This window comes from Streptomyces shinuiensis, assembly GCF_043660855.1.
GTDB lineage: Bacteria > Actinomycetota > Actinomycetes > Streptomycetales > Streptomycetaceae > Streptomyces.
The window spans coordinates 2,204,190-2,219,142 of sequence record NZ_JBIHML010000001.1 but is presented as its reverse complement, the minus strand read 5'-3'; the positions used below and the strand labels follow the sequence as shown (position 1 = coordinate 2,219,142).

Genomic DNA, 14,953 nt, shown 5'->3' with positions numbered 1-14,953 from the left:
ACCAGAGCCTGGGGCAGGTCGAGTGCGACAGAGCATGGAACCAGCGGGGCTAAGAAATCGAACACCCCCCCTCACCGACACAGGAGCATTGCGTGTCGCGTACGCAGCGCCTGCTCCACGACGGCCTCGGGACGGTGGGCCGCATGGAGGTCGGCGACGCCCAGGACCGTGCGCCGGGTGTCGGCGGCCACCGCCTCGACCAGTTCGCCCGGTGCCCGGGCGGCCACGCGCAGGTCGTCGGCGAGCAGCCAGGTCGCGCCCCGCACACTCGCCCCCGCCAGCGGCGCCACCGCGTGGAGGCGCCGGTCGCCGCCCTCGCCCGACCGGGTGCCGCCGTACTGGACCAGCCACGCCAGCAGATGGGACTTCCCCGCCCCCACCGGCCCCGTCACCAGGCACAGCCGGGGAGCCTTTCCGTCGGTCAGCCAGCCTGCTCGGCGGCCCGGTGGTGGGACGCGTACACGCCCAGCCGCACGGCCTCGCTGACGGCCGAGGCCCGGAAGTACGGTCCCACCGCGACGGGGACGCCGGTCTCCTCCAGCACACGTGCGGTGTCGTCGGGCACCGCCGTGCCGTAGAGGGCCGCGGTGGTGAAACGGCGCATGCCGTCGGCGCCGAAATGCTCGCCGACCCGGTCACTTGCCGACACGTGCGCTCCCCGTGGCTGGTTTTCGGCGGCGGATCACCGAGCCTGATGTCCGGTGCCGTCACCGGAAGCGGGGGTGGCGTGCCGGGGGGCGTGCCCCGCCCGCGGGGGACGGGGCGCCTGACGGGGGAGGACGCGCATGGGACCGGGCGGCATCGACGACCGGGGCCGGGCTCGCACACGCGCCCGGGTGGAGGAGAACCTGCCCCGGGGATCCTCCGTCGCCGCGGCCGGGAGACTGCGGGGCGGATGGACGTCCGAGATCCGACTGCTGCACATCACGGGTACGGCGGGCGCGGACGGGCCGGAGCGGCTCGTGCTGCGGTCGTTCACCAAGCCCTTCTTCGTCCGGCACGCGGAAGGGCTGCTCACCCGCGAGGCGGACGTCCTGCGCCTGCTTGCCGGCACGGACATACCGGCCGCCGAGCTGCGAGCGGTCGACGCCACGGCCGCGCGGTGCGATCACCCGTCGCTGCTGATGTCGTTCCTGCCGGGGAGCGTGCGGCTGGACGAACGGGAGGCCGGCGGGCGGGTGGTGCTCCTGGCCCGCCGGCTGGCCGCCGTCCACGGAGTGTGGGTGCCGCCGGACGCCCGCCCCCGTACCTACCAGGCGTGGACCTCACCCGAAGGCAGCCGGCCGGCCGGAGGTGTGGCGACGGGCCGTGGACGTCATCCGCCGTGAGCCCCCGCCGTACCGGGGGTGCTTCCTGCACCGGGACTTCCACCCCGGCAACGTGCTCTTCACCGGCCACGGGAAAGGTCTGGAGGCCAGCGGCGTCGTCGACTGGGTGGAGACCTCCTGGGGGCCGGCCGATCTGGACGTCGCCCACTGCTCCACCGCTCTGGCCCTTCTGCACGGCGCCGACGCGGGCATGCGGTTCGCCGACGCCTACCTCGCCGCGGGCGGCACACTGACCGAGGATCCCGCCGCCCACCTGTACTGGCGGGTGCTGGACGCCCTCGGTTTCGCCCCGGACGCGGAGAAGGTCGCCGTCCCCTGGCGGGAGCTGGGGCGGCGGGACCTGACCCCGGCCGTCCTCACCCGGAGGCTGGAGGACTACCTCCTGGCGCTCCTCGACCGGTACGCCTGAGCGGCCCCGCCGCGGTCACTCCGGGCGGGGGCCGGGCCGCCGTCCTGGAGGACGGTCAGTCGAGGCAGAACTCGTTGCCCTCGATGTCCTGCATCACGATGCACGAGTCGTGGCCGTCGTACAGGAGCCGTACGCGTACCGCACCGAGCGGGACCAGCCGCGCGCACTCGGCCTCGAGCGCGGCCAGGCGCTCCTCGCCCACGAGACCGGTGCCGACCCGCACATCGAGGTGCATCCGGTTCTTGGCGGTCTTGCCCTCGGGAACGCGCTGGAAGAACAGCCGCGGGCCCGCACCGGAAGGATCGACGCAGGCGAACGCCGAACCCTGACGCTCGGGCGGCAGCGAGCGGTCGAAATCCTCCCAGGTGGCGAACCCCTCCGGGGGCGGCGGTACGACGTACCCGAGCACCTCGCACCAGAAGCGGGCGAGGCGCTCGGGTTCCGCGCAGTCGAAGGTGATCTGGAGCCGTCGGACCGGTGCCATCGGGCAACCGTAAGCAAGGTGATCCCTTCGCTCAACTTTATTTGACGGCGGGAACGTTGCCGGGAGGGAGCCCCTTGCGGCCGCCGCTGTGCCGTGCGGCAGGGGGAGCCGGGGCCGACGCCGGAACCCGCCCCCGCCGGGGCGGCGATCCGGCGGGGGACGGGACACGGGCGGGGAGGCGGGGGCTCAGAAGTCGGCGCGCACCTGCTCGTCCACCCGGCCGACGGACTCCAGCTCGTACATCCCGGTGTACCGGTCGCGGAGGTACTCGATGTCGGCGTCGCGGGCCTCGGCCTGCTCGCGGGGGTAGAGCAGGATCAGCTCGTAGGAGCGCTCGCCGTTGATGGAGCCGGTCCTGTCGCGCCACTGGCCGTAGCCCTCCTGGAGGGTCAGGCCGTCGGGGAAGCGCGGGGTGACGTACTCGTCCAGGAAGTCCATGAACTGCTCCTCGGTGATCGGCGGCTCGCCGCCGTGGCGGCCGGTGCCGAAGAAGAGCTGGGTGCGCACGTACGGCTCGGTGTGGGGGGACTGGTACGTCCCGGACGCCTCGGCGCGGGCGGCGGCGGGTCTGGCGTCCCGCTCCTGGAGCGTCGTGGCGAAGGCGGTGGACGCGCCCGCCGCGCAGAGCAGGGCCGCCAGCAGGACGGCGAGGCGGGTACGGCGGGAGACGTGCGGTGTCATCGGGACTCCGGTGGCTCGGTGGACGGGGGGTGGACTTCTCCTTCACCGGGCCGCTCGCGGGGGAGTTCCCGCGCGAGCAGTCCGGCCAGGTCTCGGGTGGTACCGCGCAGTCCGCGCGGCACCCGGCGGCCCTCCCCGACGGCGGCGACCGCCTGCCGCAGGGAGTTCAGGGCGCGTACGGACCCCATGCGGGGAGCGCTCTCCGCCAGGGCGGACAGCCAGGCGTCCGTGTCCCGCCAGGCGCCCGCGCGGGCCAGGACGCGGGCGAGGTCGGCGGCGAACAGGGCGCGGTAGGCGGGGCCGCCGTCGGACGCGACGGCCGCGTGGAGCAGGGCCGCGGCCCCCTCCGTGTCTCCCAGGTCGGCCAGGACGAGCCCGTGGTGGCCGTCGAGTTCCGCGCGGTCGAACCACCAGCTCCAGGCGGGGTCCCGCCCCGAGGGGCCGTCCGCGGACATCTCCCGGGCCGCTTCCAGGGCGCGCAGCGCCCGTGCCCCGCTGCCGAGCCGGGCGTACGCGCGTGCCTCGCGCACGTGGAACAGGGCGGCCACCCGTGGCGGCAGGTCCCGCCGGGCCAGGACGGCGGAGGAGGTGCGCAGGGACGCGCGGGGGAGCGCGAGGTGGGCCTGCTGCATGCTCAGCACGGAGAGCACCAGCAGCTCGATGGAGCGCTCCTGCTCGGGCAGGCGGCGGGTCAGGGCGAGCGCCCGCCGGTTGAGGCGGTACGACGGTCCGTGCCGTTCGGCGTCGAACAGGATCCAGGCGGCGACCTCGAAGAACTCCGCCAGGTCCGCCGGGCCCGTGAGGTCCGCGACCGCCGCACCCGCGGCCTCGGCCGCCTCGACCGCCCGCACGGACCGCAACGCCACGGGGGCGGCGTGGCGTGCTCCCAGTGTCCGGTCGAGTACCAGGAGTTCGGCCGTCATGGCGCGGACGTCCGGCGGGGGAGGTGTGCGGGGTTCCATCGGTTTCCTGGCGGGGTCGGTCCTGGTGGAGTCAGGCATCAGGGATCAGGGATCAGGGGTGGTCGCTTCCCCGTGGTGCGGCGGCCCGTTCGGCGGTGGCCCGTGAGTCGGCCGGACGGGCGGCGGGGAGCCGGGCGAAGGCCCGTGCCACCTCGGACAGCCAGGCCACCTCCTGTGCGAAGTCGCCGGATTCACCGGAGTCGCCCGAGCCGCCCCGGCGTTCGGCCGGCGGAGGCGGCGCGGCGGGTGAGGAGGGCGGGGGAGCCGTCGGGGCCCCGGCCCGCGCGTCGAGGGCGGACCTCAGCAGACGGGCCTCGTCGGCGGGGGAGCCCCGCTCCGCGCCGCGTGGCGGATGCGGGCCCAGGGCGTGGCAGCCGTCGAGGATCTCGATGACGCGCCGGTGGAGCCGGTAGTCGAGGCCGGCCGGCGGGAGCAGGTCCAGCGGCCGCCTGGGCGGTGGTTCGAGCGCGATCGCCGGCACCGCCTCGTACAGGGCCCACCACAGGGGGCGCAGCCGCAGATAGGAGCGGTAGCCGCGCAGCCGGCCGGAGAGGGCGGGCCCCCAGGACGGCACCGTCCAGCCGAACACCTGCAGCAGCGCCCCCACGCTCCCGGCCAGCCAGTACGCGGGCTCCCAGGCGCTCATGTCGTGGCCGAGCTGGGTGCCGGCGATCTGGGTGTAGCGGATGGCGCAGTAGGCCAGGATGAGCGAGGCGCCCGCGGTGACCGTCCACATGCCCGCGCGCAGCCAGGTGCGGCGGGCGATGTGCGCGTAGCGGTAGGACAGCCGTACGGCCCCGACCTGCCCCACCGCGCAGACGGTGATGTAGAGGAGCAGGTATCCCGCGTAGTCGCGGTCCCGCATGTTGCTCAGCAGGGTGCCCTCGGCGGAGGCGGTCTGCCGGTAGGGCTCCACGACGAAGAACAGCACGACCAGGGCCGCCAGCGCGCCGGAGAACGCCAGCACGCGCCGCCTGGCCAGGGCCGCCGCCCGCTCGGGCGGATGCGACCAGTGGACCAGCACGACCTGCTGGGCGGCCGTCAGCACGACCACCGCGGCCTGCGTCAGGAGTGTGGTGAGGTTCGGGTAGCCGAACAGGCGGGAGACGTCGTCGCGCAGCCAGTTGAGGTCGATGAGGAAGCTGAGCCCGGAGCACAGGAAGTAGATCTCCAGGGCCCACAGGGCCGGGTCCTCCATGCGCCGCAGCAGTTCGGGGAGCTTGTAGCAGAACGCGGCGAGCCCGACGAGGGCGCACAGGTGGGACAGGGCGTCGTAGATCATCCGCGGCCGACGACGCTTTCCACGCGGGCCATCACGGTGGCGTCCTCGGGCGGCAGGGCGTCGGCGTCCTCCGGGTCCGGTGCGGTCCTGCGGCGGGCGTGCGCCAGGATGAGCGATGCCATCATCTCGGCCTCCTGCTCGGCCCGGTCGTCGTAGGCGGAGCGCTTCAGCGACCTGCGGACGAGGTCCGGATCGGTGTCCGGGAAGAGGCGCGCCGGTACGGCCGGCCCGGGGAGCGCGCCGAAGTCGTGCTCGCAGATGATGTGGGAGAGCTCGTGGGCGATGATGTGCTCCTGGTGGGGCCTGCTGGTGTTCGCCCGGTAGACGATGACGTCCGTGTCCGGCAGGGCGATCCACAGGCCGTGGAGCAGCGGCTCCTCCAGCTCCATGGGGACGAGGCGGATGGCGCGCCCGCGCCGGCGGCCCACCTGTTCGCAGACGGCCGTGATGCCCGCGGCGCCGGCGACGCCCGTGGTGTCCGCGATGCCGTCGTGCCCGGAGGCGGCACCGATCTCGGCGAGGCGTCTTTCGCAGTCGCGCTGCATCTCCCGGAACCGGGCACGGCGGCGGCCCGGTAAGCGCAGGGGGGACGCTGCCACCGGTGTGTCCTTTCCGGCTCCGCGCCGCGTCGCCTTCGGGGGCCTGGAGGGAACGGCGCCGTGGGGCGGTCGGCCGGGTGTCGGCTTTCGGCGCCTCCCGAGAGATCGTCACCAACCTCCGGGCCGTGCGCAACCCACTGCCGCGATTGCGGCACGAACACCGGCAAGTTGGCTCAAAGGCGCCCCCGGCCGTCGTACAGCCCGGCCGCCAGTTCCGTGACGGCGGCGGCGGCGCGGGCGTGGAGCGAGCCGCCGAAGGTGACGCGGGAGGCGCCCAGGGCGCCCAGTTCGGCGGGGGAGGGGGTGCCGGGGCGGCACAGGGCGTTGACCGGGGCGCCGATCTCCGCCGCCAGCACGGGCAGGTGGTCCGGGGGCGCGGTGATGGGGTAGACGCATTCGGCGCCCGCCGCCGCGTACAGCCGCCCGCGCTCCACCGCCGCCGCCAGGGGGTCGTCCGCGTCGCGCAGATAGGTGTCGATCCGGGCGTTGACCAGCAGCCTTCCGCCCGCCGCCGCGCACACCGCGGCCAGCCGCCCCGCCTGGTGCCCCGGATCGGCCAACCCCCGTGCGGCCGGTCCGGAGTCCTCCAGGTTGCAGCCGACCGCCCCGGCCTCCAGCAGCCGTTCGGCGATCTCCCTCGGCGGAAGGCCGTAGCCCCGCTCGATGTCGGCGGTGACGGGCACGTCCACCGCCCGGACGATCCGGGCGACGGCCGCGAACATCTCGCCGGGCGGGGTGCCCTCGCCGTCGGCGTAACCCAGGGTGGCGGCCACCGCGCTGCTGGAGGTGGCCAGTGCGGGGAAGCCCGCGCCGGCGAAGGCGCGGGCGCTCGCCGCGTCCCACACGCAAGGCAGGACCAGGGGCGCGTCGCCGTGGTGGAGAGCGCGGAAGGCGTCCACCGCGTCCTGGGCGCGGGGGGTCACTCCCCGCCCTTGTCCTCGAGCGAGCCCGGGACGGCACGGGTGGCCACCTGGAAGCGGTTCCAGGCGTTGATGGAGACGACCTGCGAGATCAGATGGGCCAGCTCGGTCTCCTCGAAGTTCTTCGCCGCCCGCTCGTAGACCTCGTCCGGAACGTAGTGCCCCTGCGGTGTGCCGCCGTCCAGCCGGGTGACCGCCTCGGTGAGGGCGAGCGCGGCCTGCTCCCTGTCGGTGTAGAGGCCGTGCGCCTCCTCCCAGGCGTCGAGCAGGTCCAGCTTGAGCTGGGGGACGCCCAGCTTGCGGGTGTCGGCCAGATGCATGTCGAGGCAGAAGGCGCACTTGTTGAGCTGCGAGGCGCGGATCTTGACCAGCTCGGCGATGACCGGGTCCAGCCCCTTCGACGCCGCGGCCTCGAAGGCGGCCATCCCCTTGTACACCTCGGGGACGAGCTTCCAGAGGTTCATGCGCGGGCCGTGTCCGTGAACTGTCGTCATGATGACGACCCTAGGAGGGCGGTAGCCCAGGGGTATGGTCCACTTCCATGCGGGATTCCTGGGCCAGTTCGAGTGGGAGTTCAGGCGGTGGTTCGATCGGGGGGCCGGACGGCAGGGCCGGCAGCGACCTCCATCTGGACCTCGGCGGGCCGGGCGGGCTGCGCGCCTCGCTGATGCGCGCCCTGCGCGACGCCATCCGCACCGGCCGCCTCGCCCCCGGTACCCGGCTGCCCTCCTCCCGTTCACTCGCCGCCGACCTGGGCGTCGCCCGCAACACCGTGGCCGACGCGTACGCCGAACTCGTCGCCGAGGGCTGGCTGACGGCCCGCCAGGGGTCGGGCACCCGCGTCGCGCCGCGCGCCGAACCGGCCGCGCCGGCCGGCCCGCCGGGCGCACGCCCCGCCGCCCCGCGCCGGTCACCGTGTCCCGCCGCCCGTACGCCCCCGCGGATCCTCCACGACCTGCGCTCCGGGCGGCCGGACGTCTCCGCCTTCCCCCGCGCCGCCTGGCTCACCTCCGCCCGCCGCGCCCTGACCGCCGCGCCCAGCGCCGCCCTCGGCTACGACGACCCGCGCGGCCGGCCCGAACTGCGCCGCGCGCTGGCCGGATACCTCTCCCGCGCGCGGGGCGTGCGCGCCGACCCCGAACGGATCGTGGTCTGCGCCGGATTCGTGCGCGGGCTGGCGCTGCTGGGGGAGGTGCTGGGCGCCACGGTGGCGGTGGAGTCGTACGGCCTGTGGATCCACCGCGACCTGCTGGCCCGCGCCGGGGCGCGCACCGTACCGCTGCCGGTGGACGAGCGCGGGGCCGACGTGTCCGCCCTGTACGGCGCGGGGGCGCGCGCCGCCCTCCTCACCCCCGCCCACCAGTACCCCACCGGTGTCCCCCTCCACGCCGACCGGCGTACGGCCGCCGTCGACTGGGCGCGGGCCACCGGGGGGCTGGTCCTGGAGGACGACTACGACGGCGAGTTCCGCTACGACCGCCAGCCCGTCGGCGCGCTCCAGGACCTCGACCCGGAGCGGGTGGTCTACCTCGGCACCACCAGCAAGAGCCTGGCGCCGGGGCTGCGGCTGGGCTGGATGGTGGTGCCCGAGACGCTGCTCGGTCCCGTCCTGGCCGCCCGCCGCGAGACGGCCGAGACCTGCGGCGCCCTCGACCAGCTCACCCTCGCCGACTTCGTGGACTCGGGGGCGTACGACCGGCATGTGCGCGCCATGCGGCTGCGCTACCGGCGCCGCCGCGACCAGCTCGTGGCCGCGCTCGCCGAGCACGCTCCCGCGGCACGCGTCACGGGCATCGCGGCCGGACTGCACGCCGTGCTGGAACTGCCGTCCGGCACCGGGGAGCCGGTGCTGGGGGCGGCACGGCGGGCGGGGGTGGCCCTGCAGGGACTGACGCGCTTCCGCCACCCGGCCGCCCCGGAAACCGGCCCCGGGCTGTCCGGCGCCGGGCACGACGCGATCGTCGTCGGCTACGGCACCCCGCCCGAGCACGGCTTCTCCCGGGCCGTGGAGGCGCTGTGCGCGGTGCTGCGCGGCGCCCTCGCCTGACGGACGGTGCCGGACGGCTGCCCCGCCCGGCGCCCGCGCGCCCCGGCCGGGCCGCCGCTTTCGGAGTGAATCCGCAGCCCGCCCCAGCCGTGCCACGCAGGCGCGACGGCGGCGTCCCCTCCAGTGTGGGAACGGCCGCCGGTGCGGAACACCGGGACAGGGCCGGGGCACGGTCCTGGGGACAGCCGGACACGCGACGCTTGGAGGGCACGATGCGGGCCACGATCTCGCTGGGCCGGATCGCCGGCGTCCGGGTCGGCGTCCACTGGAGCGTCCTGTTCATCCTCGCCCTCATCGCCCTGGGCCTGGCCGAGGGGCGGCTTCCCCGGACGTACCCGGGCGAGTCCCGGGCGGTCTACTGGTCGATCGGCCTGGTGACCGCCATGGTGTTCCTCGCGCTGCTCCTGGCCCACGAACTGGCGCACGCCGTCGTGGCCCGGCGCAACGAGGTCGGCGTGGACGACATCACCCTGTGGCTGCTGGGAGGCGTGGCCCGGCTCAGGACGGAGGCCCGCACGCCGGCGGCCGAGCTGCGCATCGCGGGGGCCGGGCCGCTGGTGAGCCTGGCCCTGGGCGCCTTCTTCGCACTGGTCGCCTGGCTGCTCGGGCAGACAGGGGCGCCGGGACCGGTCGTCGAGGCGCTGGCCTGGCTGGCCGCGATCAACATCGTGCTGGCGGTCTTCAACGCGATCCCGGCCGCTCCGCTGGACGGCGGGCGGCTGCTGCGCGCGTTCCTGTGGTGGCGCACGGGGGACCGGCTGCGCGCCGCAGCCGGAGCGGCGGCCGCCGGGCGCGGCTTCGGCTGGTTCCTGATGCTGCTGGGCGTACTGCTGTTCGCGCGCGGCGACATCGTCGGCGGACTGTGGCTGGTGATGATCGCCTGGTTCCTGGTGGCGGCCGCCACCGTGGAGGGCCGGCAGGCGCAGTTGCGCGCCGTGCTCGCCGGTGTCCCGGTTCGGGACGCGATGACGCCCGACCCGGTCGCGGTCCCCGCCCGCCTGACCGTCGCCGACTTCCTGGCCGACCCCCGCTACCGCTACCGCCACACGGCGTTCCCCGTGACCGGGGAGGGGCGGGTGCCGCTGGGACTGCTGACGCTCGACGGTGCCAGGAAGGTGCCCGAGGCGCGGCGGCAGGCCATGACGGCCGAGCAGGCCATGACGCCGCTGCCGGACGTCACCGTCGTCGACGCCGGAGACCCGCTGGCCGACCTGCTGCCGGAGCTGGTGCCGGGCGCCGAGAACCGGGCGCTCGTGACGGAGGGGGGCCTGCTTGCAGGCATCGTCTCCGCCTCCGACGTCAGCCGCGCGGTGAGCTGGCTGATGGCGGCCCGCAAAAGCGGCGGCCGGACGGGCCGGGAGGGGGGCTGACCCACTCCGCACCGTGGCGCGGGTCCCGGGGCCGGTTCCCGGAACCGCCGTGCCCGGATCAGGCGCCCAGCACCGCGCCGAGCCGCTCCAGCCCCCAGTCCAGGTCCTCCTTGGAGATCACCAGTGGCGGGGCGATGCGGATCGTCGAACCGTGGGTGTCCTTGACCAGGACGCCCCGCTCCATCAGCCGCTCGGAGATCTCCCGGCCCGTGCCCAGGGACGGGACGACGTCCACGCCCGCCCACAGCCCGCGCCCGCGCACCGCCTCGACCGCGCCGCCGCCCACCAGCAGGCCCAGCTCTTGGTGGAGGTGCTCGCCCAGCTCGGCCGCCCGCTGCTGGAACTCGCCGGTCCGCAGCATCGCGACCACCTCCAGCGCCACCGCGCAGGCCAGCGGGTTGCCGCCGAACGTCGAACCGTGCTCGCCGGGACGGAAGACGCCCAGCACCTCCGCCGAGGAGACCACCGCCGAGACCGGCACGATGCCGCCGCCGAGCGCCTTGCCCAGCACGTACACGTCCGGCACCACGCCCTCGTGCTCGCAGGCGAACGTCCGGCCCGTGCGGCCCAGGCCCGACTGGATCTCGTCCGCGACGAACAGTACGTTCCGCTCACGGGTCAGCTCGCGCACCCCCGCCAGGTAGCCCGGCGGCGGCACCAGCACGCCCGCCTCGCCCTGGATCGGCTCCAGCAGCACGGCGACGGTGTTGTCCGGATCCTCGTCGAGCGCGGCCCGCATCGCCTCCAGGTCGCCGTAGGGGACGATCTCGAAGCCCGGTGTGTAGGGGCCGTAGTCGGCGCGGGCCTCGGGGTCGGTGGAGAAGCTGACGATCGTGGTGGTGCGCCCGTGGAAGTTGTTCTCCGCCACGATGATCCGCGCCCGCCCGTCGGGGACGCCCTTGACCCGGTAGCCCCACTTGCGGGCCGTCTTCACGGCCGTCTCCACCGCCTCCGCGCCGGTGTTCATCGGCAGCACCGCCTCCATGCCGCACAGCGCGGCCAGCTCCGTGCAGAAGGCGGCGAAGCGGTCGTGGTGGAAGGCGCGGGAGGTGAGGGTGAGGCGGTCCAGCTGCGCGTGGGCGGCGGCCAGCAGCCGGGGGTGGCCGTGGCCGAAGTTGAGCGCCGAGTAGCCGGCGAGCATGTCGAGGTGGCGCCGGCCCTCCACGTCGGTCATCCACGCCCCCTCGGCCGAGGAGACCACGACCGGCAGCGGGTGGTAGTTGTGCGCGCTGTGCGCGTCGGCGGCGGCGATCAGTTCGGCGGAGGCGGTGGGCGCGGTACGCGCGGGGGAGGCGGACGATTCTGCCGAGGTGGCCATGGAACGCTCCGTGTCGGGTGGGCGGAGTGGACGTGTGCACCGGCGATCGTGCGGCGGTCGCCGCGTGTGATGCCTATATCTATCGTCGTACGCCCGCTTCGCACCGAAACCCTCCGGCGCGGCGCGTTCCGGCGCGCCGGTGCGCCCGGCCGGGCCGGTGTCCGGCCCCGCACGGGAGGCCGAACACGGGTGATCCCGGCGGCGGCCCTCTGCGAGAATGGCGCCATGGCCACTGACCGTCCCCGTGTACTTTCCGGCATCCAGCCCACCGCGGGCTCCTTCCACCTCGGCAACTACCTCGGTGCCGTCCGCCAGTGGGTCGATCTGCAGGACACCCACGACGCGTTCTACGCCGTCGTGGACCTGCACGCCATCACCGTCCCGCAGGACCCGAAGGAACTGCGCGCCTCCACCCGGCTGGCCGCCGCCCAGCTCCTGGCCGCGGGGCTCGACCCGGAGCGCTGCACCCTGTTCGTCCAGAGCCACGTGCCCGAGCACACGCAGCTCGCCTGGGTGATGAACTGCCTCACCGGCTTCGGCGAGGCCTCCCGGATGACCCAGTTCAAGGACAAGAGCGCGCGGCAGGGCGCCGAGGCCACGACGGTCGGCCTGTTCACCTACCCCGTCCTCCAGGTCGCGGACATCCTGCTCTACCAGGCCGACAGCGTCCCCGTGGGCGAGGACCAGCGCCAGCACATCGAGCTGACCCGCGACGTCGCCGAGCGCTTCAACAGCCGCTACGGCCACACCTTCACCGTCCCCTCGGCCTTCATCCTCAAGGAGACGGCGAAGATCTACGACCTCCAGGAGCCGACGGTCAAGATGAGCAAGTCCGCGGCCTCCCCCAAGGGCGTGGTCAGCCTGCTCGACGAGCCGAAGACCTCCGCCAAGAAGATCAGAAGCGCGGTGACCGACACCGGGACCGAGATCCGCCACGACGAGAAGGAGAAGCCCGGCATCAGCAACCTGCTGGTGATCTACTCCACCCTCACCGGTACCGGGATCCCGGAACTGGAGCAGCAGTACGCGGGCAAGGGCTACGGTGCCCTCAAGACCGACCTGGCCGAGGTCGTCGCCGCGTGGGTGACGCCCTTCCGGGAGCGCACCCAGGAATATCTGGACGACCCCGAGACGCTGGACTCGGTGCTGGCCAGGGGAGCCGACAAGGCGCGCGACGTCGCGTCGCGGACCCTGGCCGCGGCGTACGAGAAGGTGGGTCTCGTGCCCGCCAAGCACTGACAGGGCACCGGAGGACCAGGGGGAACGGAAACGACGGGGACGAGGAAGGAGAAGCACGTGGGGACCGTCACGCTCGGCGTATCGATCGCGGTCCCGGAGCCCTACGGCAGCCTGCTCCAGCAGCGGCGCGCCGGCTTCGGTGACAGCGCGGCCCACGGCATCCCCACCCATGTGACCCTTCTGCCGCCGACCGATGTGGAAGCCGCGTGCCGCCCCGGGATCGAGGAGCACCTCGCCGGGGTGGCGGCGGCGGGGCGGGCCTTCCCGATGAGACTGTCGGGTACGGACACCTTCCGCCCGCTGTCGCCGGTGGTCTTCGTCCAGGTCGTCGAGGGGTCCTCGGCCTGCGGGTGGCTCCAGGAGCGGATCCGGGCCGAGGACGGCCCGCTCGCCCGCGAGCTCCGGTTCCCGTACCACCCGCACGTCACGGTCGCCCACGGCATCGCCGAGGAGGCGATGGACCGGGCGTACGCGGAACTGGCCGACTTCGAGGCCGCCTGGACGGTGACGGGCTTCGCGCTGTACGAGCAGGGCGAGGACTGCGTGTGGCGGCTCCGAAGAGAGTTCTCCTTCGGCGGTTCCGCGCATCTGCCCCTGCCTCCGCAGCCGAACTTCTCCAGGCCTCCGGCCCCCTCGCTCTGACGCGCCTCGGCGCGCGGAGCAGGGGGCCGGTCACGGCCCGCTCGGCCGCAGGCCCGGTCAGGGCGTCCCGGCGTCCTTCGCCGGGGGCGCCGGGGGCACGGTCCCGCCGGATCCGGTGGCGGGCCCCTCCTCGGAGTCCTCCGTCTTCCCCGGGGCCTTCGCGCCCTTCGGAGCTCCGGCCCTCCCGGCCCCCTCGGCTCTCCCGGCCTCTCCGGCGCTTCCGGACGCGGAGGCGGCGCCTCCCGGCCTCCCGGGGGCCGGCGGCCTCGTCACGATCCTCTCCAGGGCACCGGGGTGCTCCGGGCTGCCCAGGACCGCCGGGCCCTGCGGGCCGCGCCCCGGCCGCGGCACACCGGCCATGCCCGGCAGCGGCCAGCGCCGGTGCACCCCGTACGCACCCGCGCCGAGCGCGACCAGGAGCGACGCCACGATCATCAGGGCCGTACCGGCGCCGTCCGACGCCCCGTGCGTCCTGGACGCGGTGGGCGTGGTGGGTCCGTCGGACCGCGCGCCGGCCCCGCCCGCCTGGTTGCCGGGCCTGTCGTCGGTGTTCTTGCCGAGCCCGTCCACGGCCCCCTCGGGCGGCACCAGCTCGCCCACGGGTTCGGTCTTCCCGGCCGCCTCGAAGCCCCAGTCCAGGAGGTCGGCGGTCTCCTCGTAGACGCTGAGGCCGCCTCCCCCGGGGTGCATGGCGGTCACCAGCAGCACCCGGTCGCCGCGCTGGGCGACGCCGGTGAAGGTGGAGCCGGCGTTGGTCGTGTAGCCGTTCTTGACGCCCGCGATGCCCTCGTACGGCTCCAGGCCGGGGGCGCCGGTCAGCAGGCGGTTGGTGTTCTGGATCTCGAAGGTGCCGCGCTTCCTCTTCCCGTCCTTCCCCTTCTCCACGTCTCCGGGGAACCGGGCGCGGACGGTGGCCGCGTACTCGCGGAAGTCCGGCTTCTGCATCCCCGAGCGGGCGAACAGGGTGAGGTCGTAGGCGGAGGAGACGTGCCCCTCGGCGTCGTAGCCGTCGGGGCTGACGACCCGGGTGTCCGTCGCGCCGAGCCGTCCGGCGTGCTCGTTCATCTCCCGGACGGTCTTGTCCACGCCGCCGTTCAGCTCGGCCAGCGCGTGCACCGCGTCGTTGCCCGAGCGGAGGAAGACGCCCTTCCACAGGTCGTCGACCGTGTAGGTGAGGCCCTCCTTGAGGCCGACCATGCTGCTGCCCGGTCCGACCCGGAGCAGCTCCTCCCGGGAGACCCGGTGGACCCGGTCCTTGTCGAACTTCGGGAGCAGGGTGTCGGCGAACAGCATCTTGATGGTGCTGGCCGGGGCGAGCGGCCAGTGCGCGTTCTTCGCCGCCAGTACGTCGCCGGTCTCGGCGTCCGCGACGATCCACGCGCGCGAGGTGATCGAGTCGGGCAGTTCGGGGGTGCCGGCCCCGGCCCGCGGTTCTATCTGGACACCGGGGAGGCCGAGGCGTTCCCCGCCGACGGCGGACATCCGCGAGGGCGGAGACGGCTCCCGGGGCTTGTCCGACACGGCGTGCGCCGCGGCCGGAGCGCCCGCGAGGAGGCACGGCAGGAGCAGGGCGGTGGCGGCGGCGAGGCCGCGGGCGCTGCGCACTCGGCGCGCGCGGGCGATTACGCAGTGAGTCTTCGACACGGAGCGAACGTATCGGCTCGGCGACGGA

General features: G+C 74.6%; 15 protein-coding genes and 1 pseudogene. 5 read left to right on the top strand and 11 right to left on the bottom strand.

What is annotated here, in order from left to right; all coding sequences use genetic code 11:
• Positions 1-71 precede the first annotated feature (71 nt).
• The gene (locus tag ACGRHY_RS09805; protein ID WP_394635006.1) at positions 72-392 is read right to left on the bottom strand and encodes a hypothetical protein; all 321 of its coding nucleotides are present in this window, start codon (positions 390-392) and stop codon (positions 72-74) included.
• Positions 393-421: 29 nt separating this feature from the next.
• Entirely contained in the window at positions 422-649 is a 228-nt protein-coding gene (locus ACGRHY_RS09800) for a hypothetical protein (RefSeq protein ID WP_394635005.1), read from the bottom strand.
• A 136-nt stretch (positions 650-785) separates the two neighbouring features.
• Here ACGRHY_RS09800 and ACGRHY_RS09795 point away from each other — a divergent pair.
• Positions 786-1,737: pseudogene (locus tag ACGRHY_RS09795) on the top strand (phosphotransferase family protein).
• A gap of 55 nt (positions 1,738-1,792) precedes the next feature.
• On the opposite strand, the gene ACGRHY_RS09790 reads toward ACGRHY_RS09795, so the two are convergent.
• The 7 genes from ACGRHY_RS09790 to ACGRHY_RS09760 all read right to left on the bottom strand — a co-directional run bounded on the left by ACGRHY_RS09790 (position 1,793) and on the right by ACGRHY_RS09760 (position 7,159).
• Positions 1,793-2,221 carry a VOC family protein gene (locus tag ACGRHY_RS09790; protein WP_394635004.1) on the bottom strand — a complete coding sequence of 143 codons (429 nt, stop codon included), beginning with the start codon at positions 2,219-2,221 and terminating at the stop codon, positions 1,793-1,795.
• Between the two features lie 186 nt (positions 2,222-2,407).
• Entirely contained in the window at positions 2,408-2,902 is a 495-nt protein-coding gene (locus ACGRHY_RS09785; protein WP_394635003.1) for a DUF3574 domain-containing protein, read from the bottom strand.
• Positions 2,899-3,864: an NsdA family TPR-like regulatory protein gene (locus ACGRHY_RS09780; RefSeq protein ID WP_394635002.1), complete on the bottom strand. Its 966-nt coding sequence runs from the start codon at positions 3,862-3,864 to the stop codon at positions 2,899-2,901. The genes ACGRHY_RS09785 and ACGRHY_RS09780 overlap by 4 nt, the downstream gene beginning before the upstream one ends.
• 52 nt (positions 3,865-3,916) lie before the next feature.
• The gene (locus tag ACGRHY_RS09775) at positions 3,917-5,146 is read right to left on the bottom strand and encodes an MAB_1171c family putative transporter (RefSeq protein ID WP_394635001.1); all 1,230 of its coding nucleotides are present in this window, start codon (positions 5,144-5,146) and stop codon (positions 3,917-3,919) included.
• Entirely contained in the window at positions 5,143-5,745 is a 603-nt protein-coding gene (locus tag ACGRHY_RS09770) for a M48 family metalloprotease (RefSeq protein WP_394635000.1), read from the bottom strand. Before ACGRHY_RS09770 ends, ACGRHY_RS09775 begins: the two co-directional genes overlap by 4 nt.
• A 173-nt stretch (positions 5,746-5,918) precedes the next feature.
• Entirely contained in the window at positions 5,919-6,668 is a 750-nt protein-coding gene (locus tag ACGRHY_RS09765; protein ID WP_394634999.1) for an isocitrate lyase/PEP mutase family protein, read from the bottom strand.
• The gene (locus tag ACGRHY_RS09760) at positions 6,665-7,159 is read right to left on the bottom strand and encodes a carboxymuconolactone decarboxylase family protein (RefSeq protein ID WP_394634998.1); all 495 of its coding nucleotides are present in this window, start codon (positions 7,157-7,159) and stop codon (positions 6,665-6,667) included. Before ACGRHY_RS09760 ends, ACGRHY_RS09765 begins: the two co-directional genes overlap by 4 nt.
• Before the next feature lie 47 nt (positions 7,160-7,206).
• Between ACGRHY_RS09760 and pdxR the strand changes: the two genes are divergently transcribed.
• Both pdxR and ACGRHY_RS09750 read left to right on the top strand, forming a co-directional pair.
• Positions 7,207-8,712, top strand: a complete 1,506-nt coding sequence (gene pdxR / locus ACGRHY_RS09755) for a MocR-like pyridoxine biosynthesis transcription factor PdxR (protein WP_394634997.1) — start codon at positions 7,207-7,209, stop codon at positions 8,710-8,712.
• Between the two features lie 212 nt (positions 8,713-8,924).
• Positions 8,925-10,082 (top strand): site-2 protease family protein, encoded by a 1,158-nt coding sequence (locus ACGRHY_RS09750; protein ID WP_394634996.1) that lies wholly within the window; start codon positions 8,925-8,927, stop codon positions 10,080-10,082.
• A 58-nt stretch (positions 10,083-10,140) separates the two neighbouring features.
• Here ACGRHY_RS09750 and rocD read toward each other — a convergent pair whose 3' ends face one another.
• A complete protein-coding gene (rocD, locus tag ACGRHY_RS09745) occupies positions 10,141-11,400 on the bottom strand; it encodes an ornithine--oxo-acid transaminase (RefSeq protein ID WP_394634995.1) in 1,260 nt (419 codons plus the stop codon).
• A 225-nt stretch (positions 11,401-11,625) separates the two neighbouring features.
• Between rocD and trpS the strand changes: the two genes are divergently transcribed.
• Together trpS and ACGRHY_RS09735 are read left to right on the top strand one after the other, a co-directional pair.
• On the top strand, positions 11,626-12,639 hold the full coding sequence (gene trpS, locus ACGRHY_RS09740; protein ID WP_394634994.1) for a tryptophan--tRNA ligase: 1,014 nt from the start codon (positions 11,626-11,628) through the stop codon (positions 12,637-12,639).
• 57 nt (positions 12,640-12,696) lie between these two features.
• On the top strand, positions 12,697-13,281 hold the full coding sequence (locus ACGRHY_RS09735) for a 2'-5' RNA ligase family protein (protein ID WP_394634993.1): 585 nt from the start codon (positions 12,697-12,699) through the stop codon (positions 13,279-13,281).
• Positions 13,282-13,338: 57 nt separating this feature from the next.
• Here ACGRHY_RS09735 and ACGRHY_RS09730 read toward each other — a convergent pair whose 3' ends face one another.
• On the bottom strand, positions 13,339-14,925 hold the full coding sequence (locus ACGRHY_RS09730) for a serine hydrolase (protein WP_394634992.1): 1,587 nt from the start codon (positions 14,923-14,925) through the stop codon (positions 13,339-13,341).
• Positions 14,926-14,953 lie beyond the last annotated feature (28 nt).

Coding starts and splice junctions, on each gene's coding strand:
- trpS (WP_394634994.1), top strand. CDS start 11,626: ATGGCCACTGACCGTCCCCGTGTACTTTCCGGCATCCAGCCCACCGCG.
- rocD (WP_394634995.1), bottom strand. CDS start 11,400: ATGGCCACCTCGGCAGAATCGTCCGCCTCCCCCGCGCGTACCGCGCCC.
- pdxR (WP_394634997.1), top strand. CDS start 7,207: ATGCGGGATTCCTGGGCCAGTTCGAGTGGGAGTTCAGGCGGTGGTTCG.
- ACGRHY_RS09790 (WP_394635004.1), bottom strand. CDS start 2,221: ATGGCACCGGTCCGACGGCTCCAGATCACCTTCGACTGCGCGGAACCC.
- ACGRHY_RS09785 (WP_394635003.1), bottom strand. CDS start 2,902: ATGACACCGCACGTCTCCCGCCGTACCCGCCTCGCCGTCCTGCTGGCG.
- ACGRHY_RS09750 (WP_394634996.1), top strand. CDS start 8,925: ATGCGGGCCACGATCTCGCTGGGCCGGATCGCCGGCGTCCGGGTCGGC.
- ACGRHY_RS09775 (WP_394635001.1), bottom strand. CDS start 5,146: ATGATCTACGACGCCCTGTCCCACCTGTGCGCCCTCGTCGGGCTCGCC.
- ACGRHY_RS09780 (WP_394635002.1), bottom strand. CDS start 3,864: ATGGAACCCCGCACACCTCCCCCGCCGGACGTCCGCGCCATGACGGCC.
- ACGRHY_RS09760 (WP_394634998.1), bottom strand. CDS start 7,159: ATGACGACAGTTCACGGACACGGCCCGCGCATGAACCTCTGGAAGCTC.